Genomic DNA, 15,783 nt, shown 5'->3' on the forward strand with positions numbered 1-15,783 from the left:
ACGTCCAAATTTCAAGAGCATATTGTTCTTTTTCTATTATAATATATTTATTGTATCAGAACAAATGTTTTTGCGATTTTTTATGAATTTGAGCAGACATGCTCGAATGTGCAATTCATCCCATCACCTATAGGACGCCACTGAAAAAGTGGTAAGTTTAGTATCACAGGGCGTCAAATATGTGCTAAAATGTTCCTTGATAATAAAATATTGCTAAAATAGTGTTTTGAGGGATGCAAAATCTACCCTTTTGAGAGATGAACTTTCCTATTTTTCCTCATTTGGGCAGACTTCTCCCTTTAGTTTTAAAATTCGTTTTAAATTGACTGCAAATATTGATACTGCTCCTTGAAGTTGCATGTTTGATAGTCCAGCAGCATCACAACGACTATATCCGTGTATATTTTTTAATTCACTATTTTTTGCCTCTATCATATAGCGGGTTTTGAAACGTTCCTTGAAATATTGTGTTTTTTGAAACGCTTCTTGATTTTTATGATAATCCGATTTAATAGTGATACTATACGTTTTGGTTTTTGCATTTTCTTTATAGCAGCCATTACGATAAGGACAGACATGGCATTTATTAATATCGAAAAAATATTTGATACGTGTATTCTTTTTCTGATTACTACGTTTGTCAATTCGATATTTTATAGCCAAATGCCCCGCTGGGCACTGCATGGTATCCGCATCTTTATTAAAAATAAAGCCGTCCTCTGAACGAGTCCCTTTTATGATGCTCGGGTTAAGCTTTGAAATTAATTTATAGTCATTGCTTTGTGCATCTTTTAAATTTTCCAGTGTGGAATATGCGGTATCTGCTATTACTTCATTAACGGTTGCACCTGCTGCTTTACTTTTTTGAACCAGTACTGGAAGTTCTTGACCATCAAATGCTTTGCCGGATGTGATTGTTGCTGCTGTGATAATCCGTTCATCTGTCATGGCCAAATGAGTTTTGTATCCGTAAAAAGAAGAATTGACCGCTTTATGGCCAATCCGGGCATCCGGGTCAATGGATTGATCATAACAATCAATCTGATTATCCAAAATTTCGGATAACATAGAAGATTCTTCTTTAATCGTTGGCAGTTCTGAATACGGACTTTCCTGAACTGTGTTTAATAATTCATGACAGTATTCATTATACTCATCTAAAGAAGCTCGTTTTTCAGGTTCATCTGGCAGATAAATGTCTTTATCAGAATCTTTTAAAGCTGCTTTTAAAGAAGTAGAGGCTTTTTTCAACATTTCTCTCTGAGTAGTTTTATGATAACGGGCTTCTGTATGAGTTGAGTCAACAATTATAGTATTGCTTTTTAAAACATCTTGATTTATGGCAAGTTCTACACTTTTATTTATGAGCAGATCAAGTATATTTTCATCTTTTAAACGCTGCTTTCTGAATTTGGTTAAAAGACTAGGATGGATAACCTCTTCTTCTGGCGTTAATTCCAGAAAATATTTAAAAGACATATCATATCGTGATCTTTCAACAACACCATTATCAGAAAGGTTATAAAGATATTTTAAAAGCAGATATTTAAATAGCAATATAGGTTTTTTTGCATTACGTCCATTATCAAGGCAATATTTATTTTTTAATTCATCATATATAAAAGAAAAATCGACCAATTCCCTGATTTTTCTTAGAATATGATCTTTTGGAACAATCATGTCATATAAATCTGAATAATAACTAAGGCTAAGTTTAAGTTGGGATGATAACATTTCAACCTCCGACAATTATGATACCTTAATTATATCAGATATATGATTTTACGATCACTTTTTCAGTGGCGTCCCTATAGAGGTGAGGGAATTCTTGCTACGGTTGTTAAAATATTATCTTTATAACACTTAATTATCAAAAGAACTATTTTCCTTTTCGTTTGGATTAACTCCCGAGGGCTTTCATACTGCTCATATTAAATTGTGATCATTCTACGTTCTCAAACATCTCCGCTAATGTCATGGAGATTTTCGGAAAGTCTTTCAATGTCACCACTGTATCTGCATTATAATGTTCTTCTTCTGAATCATCCTGAAGAATGTAACTGTATTTCAAATCATATTTACCATTTTCCAGATAGTAGATTTCTACAGCCCGCTCTCTTGGTGAAATGATCCAGTATTCCTCAACTCCTGCATTCTGGTAAAGCTCCTTTTTGACAGTCTTATCTCTCAATGCAGTCGCAGGACTAAGAGTTTCCACAATAAATCTGGGTGTACCAGTATAGGAACCACCTTTCAAGTGCTTACGGTCACATATAATCATCACATCTGGTATCACATAATCATTATTCTCCTGTGCATGATATTTATAATCCAGATTCTCCATGAAAGCCAAGCACAATGTTCCTTTTAATCCACTTTTTATAATGGAATAAATATTACCATCTACAATCCCATGCTGATAATTTGGTGACGGTGACATATCATAAATCACACCATTGATCTTCTCTTCTTTTCTATATTCCTCTTCAAGTAATGGCATATTCACTCACCTCCTACAATTCCATACTATATCTTAGTAGTCAATCTCATCAAACAGATCTTCAAAGGTTATCTTAATATTGGGAAAATGAACCAATCTTAATTCGTCCTTGTTTTGTTCGCTAATAGTTTTCCAGAGATAATATTTGGGAATATCATTCTCATCATAGTCCAGTTCATAAATCTCTATTGTTTTTGTACGCCAATCAACAATCCAATATTCCTCTATCTCCTGTTGCGCATATAATTCCATCTTTTCTGTACGATCATATTTTTCGGTTGATGGAGATAAAACTTCCATAACAAAGCGTGGGGCATCTGTAAATGTATTCCCTCTCCTGGATTTAGTACGACAGTTTATAGAGGCATCAGGAATGACTATCTTATTATTTCCCTCAGCATCTTTAAAACGGTACTGTACATTATCGGAATAAACATAACAAGTGCTGTTTTTTAACTGATATCTGACCGCAGCCACAAAATTGACAATAACTGATGAATGTTCTGGTGTAGCACCTGCCATATCTGTAATCTTTAAATTCCAATCCATTCTATATGCTCCCTTCGATGAAAATAAAGCTTTTTATATTGTCAAGTCTATCATCATTTTGTCTATATCTGTATACGATTTTCCTAGAGAAGGATTCTGTTTCATCTGTTGTACTTCATTAATTGCAGATATAGTCTCACTGTTTGGTATTTCTCTGGTAACTTCTCTTGAATAAATCTCCCTATATTCTTTATTCAAAATTATCATTTAGTAAGCTCCTTATATGCTTCCATATTCTGTTTAATTAATCGTTCCGAAATTGCTGTCACATCTTCTACGTCTGCTATTTTCTGTGCTTCTGCCAGATTTCTATAATCCTCGTATACGAAATCTGCATTCATATATTCTTTTGCACGTTTTGTCATATTATCACTCATAATTCCATACTTCCGAAATCAATCACAAAATCTTCATAGATTCCCACTTTAACAAAATCCTGTAAGGTATAATCATTAACACTTTCATCACCGGTAAAATTATATACTATAACACGATTCTTCTCAGGATCAACAATCCAATATTCCTTAACACCTGCGAAACGATATTTCAGAAGCTTCAACAGGTAGTCCATTTTCTTACTTGCAGGTGACACAATCTCAATAATCCAATCAGGTGCGCCCTTACATCCTCTATCATCAAGCTTATCTGGATCACAAATTACAGAAATATCTGGCTCTACATAGGTATTACTTCTTTCATCCAAGTAAACAGCAAATGGTGCAGCATAGACCTCGCATTTTTCTTTATGTTCTTCAATATAACGATCAATAATACTGACAAGTCTTGTTGAGATACGCTGATGCTTTCGGCTTGGTGGTGCCATCATATACATACGACCATCAATCAGTTCTGCTCTTTCTCCATCTGGTAAAGCATATATATCATCTATAGTATAAGCTTCTTCTTTCAATAATGGCATGTTATCACCTCCAAGTGAGCTTAGCTATAAATATATTATAATATAGATTATGCCTATTCAGCAACCTGTTTTTTGATTCTGACAAAACAGATATAGATATCAGCATCGGCAGCAGTCATCTTAGACTCCAGATCATGGGTTGCAATGATCTTTGTTGTCGGAAGCTTCTGCAGGATCCGTATCAGCCGTCTCCGGTTCTTTGGATCTAATGCTGTTGATGGTTCATCCATCAGCATTACCTTTGGGTTCATTGCAAGGATGGTGGCTATGGCAGCCATTCTCTTTTCGCCACCTGACATCTTATAATTCTGGCGGTCTTTCAAATGTATAAGGTCCAGTTCTTCCAAGGCCTCCCTGGCAAGCTGATCTGCTTCTTTTCTGCTCTTACCATAATTTAATGGTCCAAATATCATATCTTCATAAACCGTCGGCATAAACATCTGATTATCAGAATCCTGAAACACATACCTCAGGCATTGCCAGATTCTACTTGAATTTTCCTGATTTACTTCTATTTCATCAACAGTGATCTTTCCCTTTGCAGGGATCAGTCCCAGCATTGCCTTCATTAGCGTAGACTTCCCTGCACCATTGGCTCCGATCAGACCCACCTGTTCTCCTTCACTGATATGGAAAGACACATAATTCAAGGCATTTTTCTCTTCTCCATATCCAAATACTACATTTTCAAATTTTATCATTTTCGTCTACACTTTCTATACAAACATTCTTCCCAGCAGCACTGTGACTGAGCATGTTCTCATCAAAATAAATACTGATACCCAGAAAATCACATATCCCCAGGATACAAGTTTGTTATATACTTTCTCTGCATAATAAAACTCCCCATGGAATCCCCGCAATTCCATACTTTCGTATAATGCAACTGCCCGATCCATGCTTCTTAAGAGTAGCTGCCCTAAAAAAATGGGAGGTTTCACTTACCTCCCATTTTCCCAAAAATCCTTTTATTTCAGTTTTTATAATGTTTCAAGAAAACGCATAAATGCTTCTCTTCCCTCGGTCGTACATTTGTATACTCCTGCGTCTTCCAGAACATGGGTAAATACGATTCCAATCTCTTTCTGAAGAATGCCATGGATGTTTTCTTTTGTGATTTCCGGATATTTCGGAAGGAACTTCTTAACCCACTCTGCATGTTTCTCAATCTGTTCATTTGAAGAAATATCTTTGCCTTCAAGAATATACTCTTCCAGAAGTTCCATCTCACCTTTTAATCTGGCCGGAAGAACTGCAAGTCCCATAACTTCGATCAGACCGATATTTTCTTTCTTAATATGATGATATTCTGCATGCGGATGATACACGCCCAGCGGATGTTCTTCTGTTGTAATGTTGTTTCTTAATGTCAGATCCAATTCGTAGATATCCCCTACTTTACGTGCAATTGGTGTAATTGTATTATGAGGCTCTCCATTGGTTTCAGCATAAATAAATGCTGCTTCGTCAGTATAACCTCTCCATACTTCCAGCACATGTGTTGCCAGATCTACCAAACGGTTAGAATCTTTATGACAAATACGAAGTACAGATAACGGCCATTTTACAATTCCAGCCTCTACATCTTCAAATCCCGGAAGTACCACGTGCTGCTCAATTGGTGCTTTTGCCATTGCAAATGTATAATGTCCACCCTGGAAATGATCATGGCTTAAGATCGAGCCGCCTACGATCGGCAGATCTGCATTAGATCCAAGGAAATAATGTGGAAACAGTTTTACAAAATCAAACAGTTTAATGAATGCATTTCTCTCGATTTTCATTGGAGTATGCTGGCAATTAAATACAATACAATGCTCATTGTAATATACATACGGAGAATACTGGAATCCCCAAGGAGTATCATTGATTGTGATCGGAATAATCCTGTGATTCTGCCTTGCCGGATGATTAACACGTCCCGCATATCCTTCATTTTCCGGGCAAAGAAGACATTTCGGATAGCTTCCGGATTTTACATTCCTTGCCGCGGCAATTGCTTTTGGATCTTTTTCCGGTTTGGACAAATTGATGGTAATATCAATCTCACCGTATGGACTGTCTACCTTCCACTTTTGATCCTTCTCTACGCGATATCTGCGGATATAATTGCTGTCCTGACTCAGTTTATAAAAATAATCGGTTGCTTCCTTTGGGCTTTCTTTATATTTATCCCAGAACTCTTTTTGCACCTGGCCCGGACGTGGCATCAGACAGTTCATTAATCTGGTATCAAATAGATCCCGGTATACAATACTGTCTTCGATCAGTCCTCTTTTTACGGCTTCGTCCAGCAACTCGCCCAATGTTGCTTCAAGATTAACAGGTTCCTCAATGTTGTCCGGTTTCTCATAGTCATCCTCATGAAAAACGTCCAGCAGAAGATTTGTTGTGTAGTTTCTTTCACATTCCGGTGTCAGACCTGTTGTAATCCCATACTGTACCAGCTTTGCAATGCTTTCACTTAACATTTTTCTTCCTCCTGTGCTTCACTTTTAAATTTATATTTTTGGTAACATATATACCGATTTCCCTGATAAGTCAGCATACCTCGATCGCCTTTTTCCAATTCACGAAAATCTCCCTGTTGCATTTGAAATTCCATCAAACTTCCATCTGTCATCTCAAATACAACGCGAAACCAAGGTACATGTGTTTCAGACTGCATATGGGTATAGATTCCTTGCTTCTTGTGGATCTCACATGACTAAAGTCACATGCTCCTCAGCCGCTTTAAGCGACAAGGCTAAATATCGGCGGATACGCCTGTGACTTAGGATATGCGCAGTCATGCGCTTTTTTCCATGCCAGATATGGCAGGTTCCCACACCACAGGTAGTCCGCTGTATATCTGCCTGTGTTTATGCTGCTCTTAAGAGTTCCATTTCTAAAAATAGTTCTCTTAAGTCCGCATATACACATGAGATCCTACGCTTTACTGAAGGGACTTTTGCCTCCAGCAAAGACCTTTCCGTTACCGGAATGGGTTTTAAAAGTTCCCGTATAAAATATCTTGCTCCAATATTATAGGACGCTGAAAGATCACAGTTATATCTTTTTCCATTCTGGAATGTACATAAACTGTGATTGCCCGGATCGCGGACAACTGTTCCTGACCCATCATAGGCAAGCCTGCTGGTATTCCATGCACAGATTCTGGAAATCCGCATCCCTCTGCGATGCGCCTGATGTTCACATCTTTTCTGGATATCTCTTTTTCTCCACAGATGCAGCTTCTGTTTCTTTCTTCCGGATATCTTTCCTTTTATTTCCAGATACTCAAACACAATCACATCCACATGGTTTTCTTCTGCATATCCTGTGACTGCACCTGCAATCTTTCTTCCAAGTTCTGTGTTAAGACGCTTCGCGTAGGCCCATCTGCTTTTCACCTGTGCAGAACCATGTTTCCTCTGGAACCTGCTTATTCGTCCCAGCACACGGTACATCCGGTCTTTTTCACTGGGAAAATCAATAAACTTTCTTCCCAGGACAGTTCCATCTGCCCGCATAATGGTACAGACTGCATCCGTATTGAGTCCTAAATCCACACTGCAGATGATCTGTTCTTTTACAGGTGTCTTTGTAAGCGGCACTTCTTCCGTATAAGAAAAGCGCAGGAAGTATTTACGATGCCTTTTTTCCAGCACGGGTGCTGCAGCTTTTTTTCCTGCCCAGTTCTTTCTTAGATATTCCATATCTGTATGGCTGAGGCTGACCCGGAACCATTTCCAGTCATGACCATCATAAAGTTTCAGGCACGCTCCATCTTTTTCTTCTGTATCCTCACGATACATCACATCTCGGTAGAATACCGGCATGGCATGATTATCACACACCAGCTTCGGCCTGCCGCCTTTCTGATCCGTTTTTTTCCACAGTTCCATCCTTGTCTTATATGAGGATACACTTCCCAGGGCATGCTGGATAGCTGCCCTTCTGAGATAAGAAGGCATCTTTGGAAAACGCAGGTCAAAATCAAACCTTGCCTGGTTCTTTTTGGTGGTATGTACCAGATGTTCTGCCGTGTTGAAACGTTTTTTAGGTTCTGTGATCACTGCCAGTTCATCCCATATCTGGGCATAGATCTCAATCAGACAACTGACCGCAGAACGATAAATATCCAGTGTCTGGCGGATCGGGATATTTTGTTTTCGCAATTCTACACCATAACTGGATACTGTCCTCATCTTTTTTCCTCTTTCTTACAAATATAAAAAACGGATTCTTTCAGGTTACTGTTTTTCTTTTTGCCCCTCGATATAAGAACATACCTGTTCCCTGCTCCTGTCACTCACCGTTACTGCACAATAAGATGGATTCCACAGATGCCCTCCCCAAAGCTCTTTCTTCAGTTCTGGATGCGCAAGAAACATCTGCCGGGCAATGTTCCCCTTCATGATCTTGATCATATCAGAGATATAAAACTGTGGTCTGCAATCTACAAGCAGATGGATATGATCCGGCATAACCTCCATTGCCAGAATCTGAAATTTATATTCTTCTGCAAGATCACAGAGCATTTCTTTGCATTCTGCATCAATACCATCTTTTAAAACCTTTTTCCGATATTTTGTGCACCATACCAGATGGTACTGTAGGGAATACACATATCCTCTACCATATGAAAGTTCATTATTATTGATATTAAACATATTTTTCTCCATGTTTATATTATATCATATGCAAGAAGTGTTTGCAAACATTTGTTCTGCTCGTTTTTTAAAAAAAGTGCGCCTAACTCATCACTAAGTAACGAGAATGCGACGCACAGTTATTCAATTCCTGCCGAAATCCATACGGTGTCCAGAAGCTCATTCCACCGATATGCAGATAGTTGAAATTCGCCAGCTGATAAAGGAAATTGTTCTGCATACCAATTCCGGCAGATGGAAGTATGGTGGAGAACCATGTTGCTCCCATCGCCACATAAGCAAAAAGCGGCATGAAAAGAACCACAATAGAGATCAGTAAAACCGTCAGGGTATCTTTAAACTTCGCAGACAGGAATAGCGTACAGCTAACCGTTGCTAATACGGAGAGCAAGCCTGCTGCGGCAAGAATTATCTGCAACTGTCCCAGATTGATGTTTGGCAGGTTAATGATAGAGTATAGCATCTGGAATGATGTTTTTAAGCAATCCGTACCGAACGCTGCATCTAAAAGAAGCTGCCCACTACGGACAGCCTCTTCTCTATAATAAGATTTTCATTACTGATATATGTCCACCAATCCTGTTTTTAACATTGAATCTGAAAACTCATATGCAGCTCCATCACCGTTAAGATTCAGATACATATTATTCAAGTCATTCTCATTTACGATCCATGCCATATTCACCTGTATACTCTCACCAGGTTTTAATGAAGAAATATAGTTTCCTCCATTTCCATAATCCTCTGATATACTGTTGTATGTCATTTCAGCTGTACGTGCAACACCATCCCATATAACACGATCGTAGTCATCTCCGGACTGTTCTGTCGGATCGTAAATTTGATATGATCCATCTTCATGGTCCATCAACAGCAATGTACCAATATAAAGCATATGGTTAATTTCTTCATCTGACTTATTGGTATAAGTAACTGTCGCATAGACGAGCTTTTGTTTCACACTTTCTGTTTTTACAATCTCATCCACTGAATCAATGCCATTACCGGACTTAATATAAGACAGCGTATTATTTACTAAATTTCCATCAGTTCCAACTGCATCAGTCCATTCTTCCGGCACATTATTCTGACCAAGCAGCTGCAGATTGTCCTCCACCTGAACAGCATCAACACAAACTGAAATTTTATCATTTTCAATATAGTTGCCATCTCTGTCTTCACCAGATGCTGATATATCAAACACTTCACCAATCTGATGCATTAGCAATTTATTATCTGCAATAGAAGTCATCACTGCTTCTCCCGATGATTCTTCAGGGGATACCATTTCGCTCCACGTATACAAACCAGCGGTTTCAATCATTGTATCATTTTCAGTGATTACAAGGTTTTCTACCACTTTAATGGCATCCTCTTTTGAAATATCATCACCGATATAAACAGTAATTACACGATATACATCTGGGCGAAGAAGGTAAATCCTTTGATTAAAAGATCCATCCTCTGCCAGGTCATTATATTTAAGATATACACCTTCATAATTGCCAAAAGTTCGTTCCTCACAGTCAACAACATTCTTATCTTGCATTACTTTGCTCAAATCATCCTCGTCTAAAAGCACAGATGCAAAGCTGAATCCTCCGGTTCGATCATGCTCAGGATATTCCAGATGAAATTCATCAATCCATTCCATTCCTTCTGGAATATATCCTGCTGAGATATCTATATCATGAATTCTTTCAGGAAGATTAATTTTCCCTGTGCTGCCATCCGCCTTAATTCCCGTTACGATACTGTAGGCTCCTTGTTTTTCTAAAAACATATGATATAATTTGGTACCTGCATAGACTATGGTCGATGTAGCCAATACACATACGGCTATTGCTGCAGCCACTCTGGCACCTGTCCATTTTTTCACTCTCCTTGTCTGAATATTAACCACCTTCGTGTCCTGTAGCTGTTTTTTCACTTCGCTTTGGATCATCGTGTGGATGAACTCCGGAGTTTCAGGAATATCTTTTTTCATATCTTCTAACCTCATACTGTCAACTCCTCACTTTCCTGTAAATTACGCTTAAGCTTTCCCCGTGCTCTGGCAAGTCTTTTTTGAACTGCTCCCTCGGTTATCTCAAGAATCTGCGCAATCTCTTTTATGTTGAAATCCTCAATATAGTACAGAATAACTGGCATTCGTAATTCTTCTTTCAAAGAATTTACGGCTCTGTACAAGTCGCTATAGTCAGTTCTCTGATCTGTCTCAATTTCTGTCATTTCACTCATCCCTTCCAAAGAAACAAGTTTACTCGACTTTCTCAAAAGAGTATAACACTCATTGATCAATATACGAATCAACCAAGTCTTGGCATATTTGTCATTTCTCAAAGTTCCAATCTTTGAAAATGCCTTAACAATCGTTTCCTGAATAGCATCCGCACAATCTTGATCGTTAATTAAAATTGTTTTGGCAGTAGAATACAATTGTCTCTCTGAATTGAGAATCAACGTCCCTAATTCTTCTTTGGTCACTTTAACACCACCTTCTTTAGCCGGCCGGCAATTTTCATTTACATAGATTAGACGTACAGTTTTTCAAAATATCCCCAAATAAACTTTATTTTTTTAATAATAGAGGAAATAAATCTTTCCCCTCTGTTGACATTATACACCTGTCTTACTTCTTACCCATATACAATTGTGAAGGCTTTTTCCAACGTCGGTACATTAAAAAACGATAACTATGCCCGGACCTGGTTAATCCGTATCTTAATCAACGAATGTTACAGCCTTGTGCGTAAATCCAGTAAATTTATCCCATTGGAAAATCTAGCTGACAGACAGGAGCCGGAATCATCAACGGTATCCAAACAGATTTTGGCTTTTTGCACAACATCAAAATCAAAGAAAGAGCTTGCAGCATTTTGCGGCTTCAAAGATTTAAGAAACTTCATTTTGAATAAACAAAGGAGCAGGGCATTGGGTAGCATCCCCATTGTCCTGCTTCTTTGTTTATTCTGTATAGATGTTCCCATTCTCATCCGTCCAGGTGCCATCACCATTGTCTGTGTATCCGACCCCATCTGCGTCACAATAGTAATAATCTCCGTTTGTTGTTTCTTTTACAGTAACGGTACCGTTACTGCCCTGGAGTTCATGCTGTTCCAGTTGGTTTCCGGAATAATAATCTTCGTCATTCCAGGTACGATATGAATTGCCATTAGCATCTGCCCAGTTTCCATCTCCCTGATAACTGTATCGGCTCCCATAATAATCAGAATAGGTCCCATCTCCGTTATCGTAAAGAACTCTGGATTCTTCATCTCCTCCACCCGGTGCTACAATTGATGCTACACCGGAAGTAGTAGTGAATCCACTGGTATATGGTACGCCTGCTGGCAGATTTTCATAAGATGAAACAGACCCGTTGTTGTCAGAGGTAATTCCATCATCGGTCGTTTCACTTACCTGTCCGCTGTTTTCCATGGCAGGTTCATCATTTGTTTCCGCATCCGCTTTTTCCTCTTCGTCTACAGAATCCTCTGTATCTGTATTCTCTGTCACTCCTCCTTCGTCCTGTGTTTCAGCAGCTTTCTGCATAGTTACCATTTCAGAAAACGGTGCATAATCCGGTACATTATTTTTCTCTGGATCTGCATTTTTTTCAATACCAGACTTCTCCGTCTCTACTGAAACTGTATCTGTCCCGGCAGAGACATTAAATACCAGATTACCGCCTGCAAGCAGCAGCGTCACAAGAATTCCCGGAAGAATTCCTTTGCGGAGTTTCCGAATGTTCACCATATACAGAATCCGATCTTTAAACACCATTTCGCTGTCATTAAGACTTGCTGTCACATATGGAATCTGATTTTCCATGGCCACTGTCCTGAGAAGCAGCTGTCGATATAATTTATGTTCCTTTTTATTAACTCTGCGAACAACCGCTGTATCACACAGATTTTCAATATCCTTATCCGCTTCTTTCAGCATGATAAGAAGAAAGGGATTGAACCAGTATATCGATGCACAGATTCGAAGGAGCATCTTATACCAGAGATCCCGATGGCAATAATGTGTAAGTTCATGGTAAAAGATAAGTTTTCTTTCTTCTGCTGAATACCCGGTTGCTGGTAGATACAATTTTGTATGTAAAAGTCCTGCAAGAAGCGGTGTGGTAAGACCTGCGTTTTGCCTGAGCTCCGGTATTCTGCGTACGTGCTTCTTTTGACACGCTGCACGGTACATCTGAATACTCACCGTATCACTTACCTGTAGACTCATCCGTTCCAGATTCCTTATAGAAAAATAATATGCCAGCAATTCTCCTGTCAGTTTAAGTACCGCTACGCTCAGCCAGACAGCAACAAAAATCACAGCCACAATTCCCAGCCATTTATCTGATTCGTACCTGACAGTTCTCTTTTGTTCCGGGATTTCTGTCAGATTTTTCATGTCATTGCTCGCAGATAATACGGTTTCTGTTATCTTCTGACTTTCCTCTGGTCTGACTGCGTAATCCGTTATCTTCGGGTTTTGCGTATTCTGTTGACTGCTTCTAAGTACTTTGAAATCCACCAGTGCCAGATTCGCCGGAAGGCGCACCGGAACACAAAGGCTTATCGTAATCAACAGCCAGATAAAGTACTTCCATCTCGCTGATACACGTCCTTTAAACAGAGTCGCAAGCACTTTTACCAGTAAAATTACTATTGCTGCAATAATATTCAGTTTCAGAATGTGCAGAACAAGAACCTCCATAATTTGCTATTCCTCCCTGTCCTCCAGGTTCTTAAGAAATTCACTGAGATCCTGGACTTCTTCCGAGCTGATCTTCTTTCCATGATAAAGTGAAGTTACAAACTTTTTTAGTGAATTCCCATAAAGTTTCTCAAGAACACTCTGGCTTTCATGTGCCTGATAATCTGACTGCGAAACCAAGGGTGTATACAGATTCATTTTTCCCTGTTTCGTCACTTCCACGAAATTTTTGTTCTCCAATCTGGTCAGCAATGACAAAATTGTTGTTGATGCAAGCTTTTTCTTCGTATTGATCACTTTTTCAATCTCCGGTCTGGTCATTGGCGGAGTATTATTCCAAAGAACGAGCATAATATCCAACTCTGATTCCGGAAGTCTCTGGTAAGTTTTTTTCACTTTTTCATACCTCCTGTTACATATTTTCTACAAATGTAGGAATAATTCTATTTTACCACGGTTCACGGAAATGGCAAGGGCTTTTGCACAATTTGCAAATGCCCTTGCCATTCCTGCAGCTACTGACCACTATCAGTCTATTTCTGTATAACTGCTGCCATTTTCATCACTCCATGTCCCGTCTCCGTTGTCCGTAAATCCTGTACCATTTTCGTCCTGGAAATAATAATCACCATTTGTAGTTTCCGTAACCGTCACAGTATTACCGTTTGCATCCTGAAGGTCATGCTGTTCCAACGTATATCCCAGATGATGAGTGTCATCATTCAGAGCTGAGTAGGTATTTCCATTTTCGTCGGTATAAGTTTCATCCCCATTATCGGTATAGTTCATTCCATCATCTCCACGATATTCACAAGAATAATCTTTGTGAAGAATGTAATTAATCTCAATGGTATTTCCATCACTGTCAACTAATGTCATTGGTGAGGTAGTAAGGATATCTGAATCATCATCGCTGTCCGAGGATTTTGTAGAAGCATTTTCTTCTGTATCGGAGGAATCTGAATCTCCTCCTGACTTCTGACTGGCAGTATCTGTAGTTGACTTATCAGAATCATCAGAAGAATCATCGGTCTGGTTTTCATTCTCCTGTCTGGTAAGTGAAGGATTTCCAGGATAAGAAATATATTCTACAAATTTTCTGACGTCACTGATGTCATCTGCATCTTTTGCATATCCCACTGCCATATACAGGCTGTTTCCCTCTGAATAAATTGTCTGATAGCAGGCATCGTATGTGTCATTGCATTTGGCAATCCCTGTTTTGACATCCTTCAGTGAATATTTATAGATATTTACATAATCATTTCCGTTCGTATAGCTTGCATAGGTACCTTTCGTATCTGCTTTTTCCCATTCAGATCCAGCCGGCGGCTGTGTATAGAAATCGTTATTTCCTGCTGCCATAACCGTTGCAGCTGAAAAAATCCCAAGTGTTGCTACCGTCATAAGTGTCATAAATTTTGTCTTCATCGTGGATTCTCCTAGAGTTTTATTTTCTACATCTGTAGAAGTTAATTATATTCTACAACTGTAGAATATAATTGTCAATTCTTTTTTTATATTTTTTTATCAACTCAGTTTAATTTCTATTTTCCTTCCACTGGGCTATATAAATCTAGAGGATATTCATCACTTTCATAAACACGTCCTTCGCCTTCTCCAAATGATTTTCGGCATACTGGACATGATAGCCAGAACTAACATTTTTTTTTCTGCAATCGTATTTCCATCAAAAGTTCCGTTTTACAACATTCCTGCAGTAAAAAAAGGCCTTCCCGGATAGACCATTATTGTTCCTGTCCATCCAGAAAGACCTGAAAATTAAAATGTTATATTTCTTAGAAATTTTCCATTAAATTTCTGCAAGCATTTAAATAAAATCATGGGTCTCGTTTTTCGCAAACTTCCCATCTAGGAAAGCAAAAGTTTTGTCTTTCATCCATGTTCCCATAAATGCTCCGAAAAGCAGGATAACTACAACCACCCGCATAGCAGGTGGTTTATTTGTTTCCCAAAGTTCCGTTTTTCGGATCAGCAAAAAATTTTACAATGGAAGAATACGGTAAAAGTCAACGGATTTTTTTTACCAGTTTTACCCAATTTCCAGCTGTTCAAAAAAGACAGCCACATTGCAATAACTGCAATAACGATTCAGTGAATTATTTCCATCCATGATAAATTCCCAGGTATCTTTATAAGTACCACATACATAAAAACCATCGTCATGTAAATATTCCAGGAATTTTTCCAGCTGATCTGTATATTGGTCTGCGATGTCAAATGCCAGATCTTCCTTTTCATCATCAGTCAGATTTTCTGCCCGGTCATGCAGCACATGTTCCATATTTCTGGAAAAATAGTAGATCTCGTAGGGAAATCCTGCCACAGTTTTCCGGTTATACAAAGAATATACAATCTTTCTCTTGCTTAGATTTCTACGGATCAGCCGATCCTTATTTTTTGCCTCTATATGTGCATCAAAA

General features: G+C 38.6%; 18 protein-coding genes. All 18 read right to left on the reverse strand.

The genetic code is table 11. The annotated features are described in order from the left end of the window. Positions 1–267 precede the first annotated feature (267 nt). Positions 268–1,734 carry an IS1182 family transposase gene (locus LI074_RS11575; protein WP_118521654.1) on the reverse strand — a complete coding sequence of 489 codons (1,467 nt, stop codon included), beginning with the start codon at positions 1,732–1,734 and terminating at the stop codon, positions 268–270. A 208-nt stretch (positions 1,735–1,942) separates the two neighbouring features. Further along, entirely contained in the window at positions 1,943–2,500 is a 558-nt protein-coding gene (locus tag LI074_RS11580) for a Uma2 family endonuclease (protein ID WP_055053608.1), read from the reverse strand. Positions 2,501–2,533: 33 nt separating this feature from the next. Beyond that, complete coding sequence (locus tag LI074_RS11585; protein WP_118340081.1) at positions 2,534–3,049, reverse strand: Uma2 family endonuclease; 516 nt, start codon at positions 3,047–3,049, stop codon at positions 2,534–2,536. A gap of 33 nt (positions 3,050–3,082) precedes the next feature. After that, positions 3,083–3,256: a hypothetical protein gene (locus tag LI074_RS11590; protein ID WP_226824721.1), complete on the reverse strand. Its 174-nt coding sequence runs from the start codon at positions 3,254–3,256 to the stop codon at positions 3,083–3,085. Next, the gene (locus tag LI074_RS11595; RefSeq protein WP_173684560.1) at positions 3,253–3,426 is read right to left on the reverse strand and encodes a hypothetical protein; all 174 of its coding nucleotides are present in this window, start codon (positions 3,424–3,426) and stop codon (positions 3,253–3,255) included. The genes LI074_RS11590 and LI074_RS11595 overlap by 4 nt, the downstream gene beginning before the upstream one ends. Then, on the reverse strand, positions 3,423–3,968 hold the full coding sequence (locus LI074_RS11600) for a Uma2 family endonuclease (protein WP_118340083.1): 546 nt from the start codon (positions 3,966–3,968) through the stop codon (positions 3,423–3,425). The genes LI074_RS11595 and LI074_RS11600 overlap by 4 nt, the downstream gene beginning before the upstream one ends. Positions 3,969–4,021: 53 nt before the next feature. Next, a complete protein-coding gene (locus LI074_RS11605) occupies positions 4,022–4,669 on the reverse strand; it encodes an energy-coupling factor ABC transporter ATP-binding protein (protein WP_008703583.1) in 648 nt (215 codons plus the stop codon). 279 nt (positions 4,670–4,948) lie between these two features. Next, positions 4,949–6,439 carry a UDP-glucose--hexose-1-phosphate uridylyltransferase gene (galT, locus tag LI074_RS11610; protein ID WP_118521655.1) on the reverse strand — a complete coding sequence of 497 codons (1,491 nt, stop codon included), beginning with the start codon at positions 6,437–6,439 and terminating at the stop codon, positions 4,949–4,951. Next, a complete protein-coding gene (locus LI074_RS18185) occupies positions 6,433–6,666 on the reverse strand; it encodes a DUF2500 family protein (RefSeq protein ID WP_226824741.1) in 234 nt (77 codons plus the stop codon). Before LI074_RS18185 ends, galT begins: the two co-directional genes overlap by 7 nt. A 163-nt stretch (positions 6,667–6,829) precedes the next feature. Continuing rightward, entirely contained in the window at positions 6,830–8,158 is a 1,329-nt protein-coding gene (locus LI074_RS11615; RefSeq protein WP_025577116.1) for an IS200/IS605 family element transposase accessory protein TnpB, read from the reverse strand. A 45-nt stretch (positions 8,159–8,203) separates the two neighbouring features. Beyond that, the gene (gene tnpA, locus LI074_RS11620) at positions 8,204–8,635 is read right to left on the reverse strand and encodes an IS200/IS605 family transposase (protein WP_008703594.1); all 432 of its coding nucleotides are present in this window, start codon (positions 8,633–8,635) and stop codon (positions 8,204–8,206) included. A gap of 70 nt (positions 8,636–8,705) precedes the next feature. Continuing rightward, positions 8,706–9,086 carry a hypothetical protein gene (locus tag LI074_RS11625; RefSeq protein ID WP_008703595.1) on the reverse strand — a complete coding sequence of 127 codons (381 nt, stop codon included), beginning with the start codon at positions 9,084–9,086 and terminating at the stop codon, positions 8,706–8,708. 93 nt (positions 9,087–9,179) lie between these two features. Then, a complete protein-coding gene (locus LI074_RS11630) occupies positions 9,180–10,625 on the reverse strand; it encodes a hypothetical protein (RefSeq protein ID WP_008703597.1) in 1,446 nt (481 codons plus the stop codon). Continuing rightward, the gene (locus LI074_RS11635) at positions 10,622–11,110 is read right to left on the reverse strand and encodes a sigma-70 family RNA polymerase sigma factor (RefSeq protein WP_008703599.1); all 489 of its coding nucleotides are present in this window, start codon (positions 11,108–11,110) and stop codon (positions 10,622–10,624) included. The genes LI074_RS11630 and LI074_RS11635 overlap by 4 nt, the downstream gene beginning before the upstream one ends. Positions 11,111–11,590: 480 nt before the next feature. Continuing rightward, positions 11,591–13,339, reverse strand: coding sequence for a M56 family metallopeptidase (locus tag LI074_RS11640; protein WP_055060003.1), 1,749 nt, complete (start codon positions 13,337–13,339; stop codon positions 11,591–11,593). Between the two features lie 6 nt (positions 13,340–13,345). Beyond that, positions 13,346–13,735, reverse strand: a complete 390-nt coding sequence (locus tag LI074_RS11645) for a BlaI/MecI/CopY family transcriptional regulator (RefSeq protein WP_008703603.1) — start codon at positions 13,733–13,735, stop codon at positions 13,346–13,348. A gap of 132 nt (positions 13,736–13,867) precedes the next feature. Then, positions 13,868–14,770: a hypothetical protein gene (locus LI074_RS11650; protein ID WP_118340089.1), complete on the reverse strand. Its 903-nt coding sequence runs from the start codon at positions 14,768–14,770 to the stop codon at positions 13,868–13,870. Positions 14,771–15,392: 622 nt separating this feature from the next. Beyond that, complete coding sequence (locus LI074_RS11655; protein WP_049896285.1) at positions 15,393–15,704, reverse strand: hypothetical protein; 312 nt, start codon at positions 15,702–15,704, stop codon at positions 15,393–15,395. Between the last annotated feature and the right edge of the window lie 79 nt (positions 15,705–15,783).

It is taken from the genome of Blautia sp. MSK18_10 (assembly GCF_020553185.1).
Lineage (GTDB): Bacteria > Bacillota > Clostridia > Lachnospirales > Lachnospiraceae > Blautia_A > Blautia_A wexlerae.

What these genes read in the sequence shown, in the direction of transcription:
- LI074_RS11575 (WP_118521654.1), bottom strand. Translation starts at nt 1,734, where the DNA reads ATGTTATCATCCCAACTTAAACTTAGCCTTAGTTATTATTCAGATTTA.
- LI074_RS11580 (WP_055053608.1), bottom strand. Translation starts at nt 2,500, where the DNA reads ATGCCATTACTTGAAGAGGAATATAGAAAAGAAGAGAAGATCAATGGT.
- LI074_RS11585 (WP_118340081.1), bottom strand. Translation starts at nt 3,049, where the DNA reads ATGGATTGGAATTTAAAGATTACAGATATGGCAGGTGCTACACCAGAA.
- LI074_RS11590 (WP_226824721.1), bottom strand. Translation starts at nt 3,256, where the DNA reads ATGATAATTTTGAATAAAGAATATAGGGAGATTTATTCAAGAGAAGTT.
- LI074_RS11595 (WP_173684560.1), bottom strand. Translation starts at nt 3,426, where the DNA reads ATGAGTGATAATATGACAAAACGTGCAAAAGAATATATGAATGCAGAT.
- LI074_RS11600 (WP_118340083.1), bottom strand. Translation starts at nt 3,968, where the DNA reads ATGCCATTATTGAAAGAAGAAGCTTATACTATAGATGATATATATGCT.
- LI074_RS11605 (WP_008703583.1), bottom strand. Translation starts at nt 4,669, where the DNA reads ATGATAAAATTTGAAAATGTAGTATTTGGATATGGAGAAGAGAAAAAT.
- galT (WP_118521655.1), bottom strand. Translation starts at nt 6,439, where the DNA reads ATGTTAAGTGAAAGCATTGCAAAGCTGGTACAGTATGGGATTACAACA.
- LI074_RS11615 (WP_025577116.1), bottom strand. Translation starts at nt 8,158, where the DNA reads ATGAGGACAGTATCCAGTTATGGTGTAGAATTGCGAAAACAAAATATC.
- tnpA (WP_008703594.1), bottom strand. Translation starts at nt 8,635, where the DNA reads ATGGAGAAAAATATGTTTAATATCAATAATAATGAACTTTCATATGGT.
- LI074_RS11625 (WP_008703595.1), bottom strand. Translation starts at nt 9,086, where the DNA reads ATGCTATACTCTATCATTAACCTGCCAAACATCAATCTGGGACAGTTG.
- LI074_RS11630 (WP_008703597.1), bottom strand. Translation starts at nt 10,625, where the DNA reads ATGAGGTTAGAAGATATGAAAAAAGATATTCCTGAAACTCCGGAGTTC.
- LI074_RS11640 (WP_055060003.1), bottom strand. Translation starts at nt 13,339, where the DNA reads ATGGAGGTTCTTGTTCTGCACATTCTGAAACTGAATATTATTGCAGCA.
- LI074_RS11650 (WP_118340089.1), bottom strand. Translation starts at nt 14,770, where the DNA reads ATGAAGACAAAATTTATGACACTTATGACGGTAGCAACACTTGGGATT.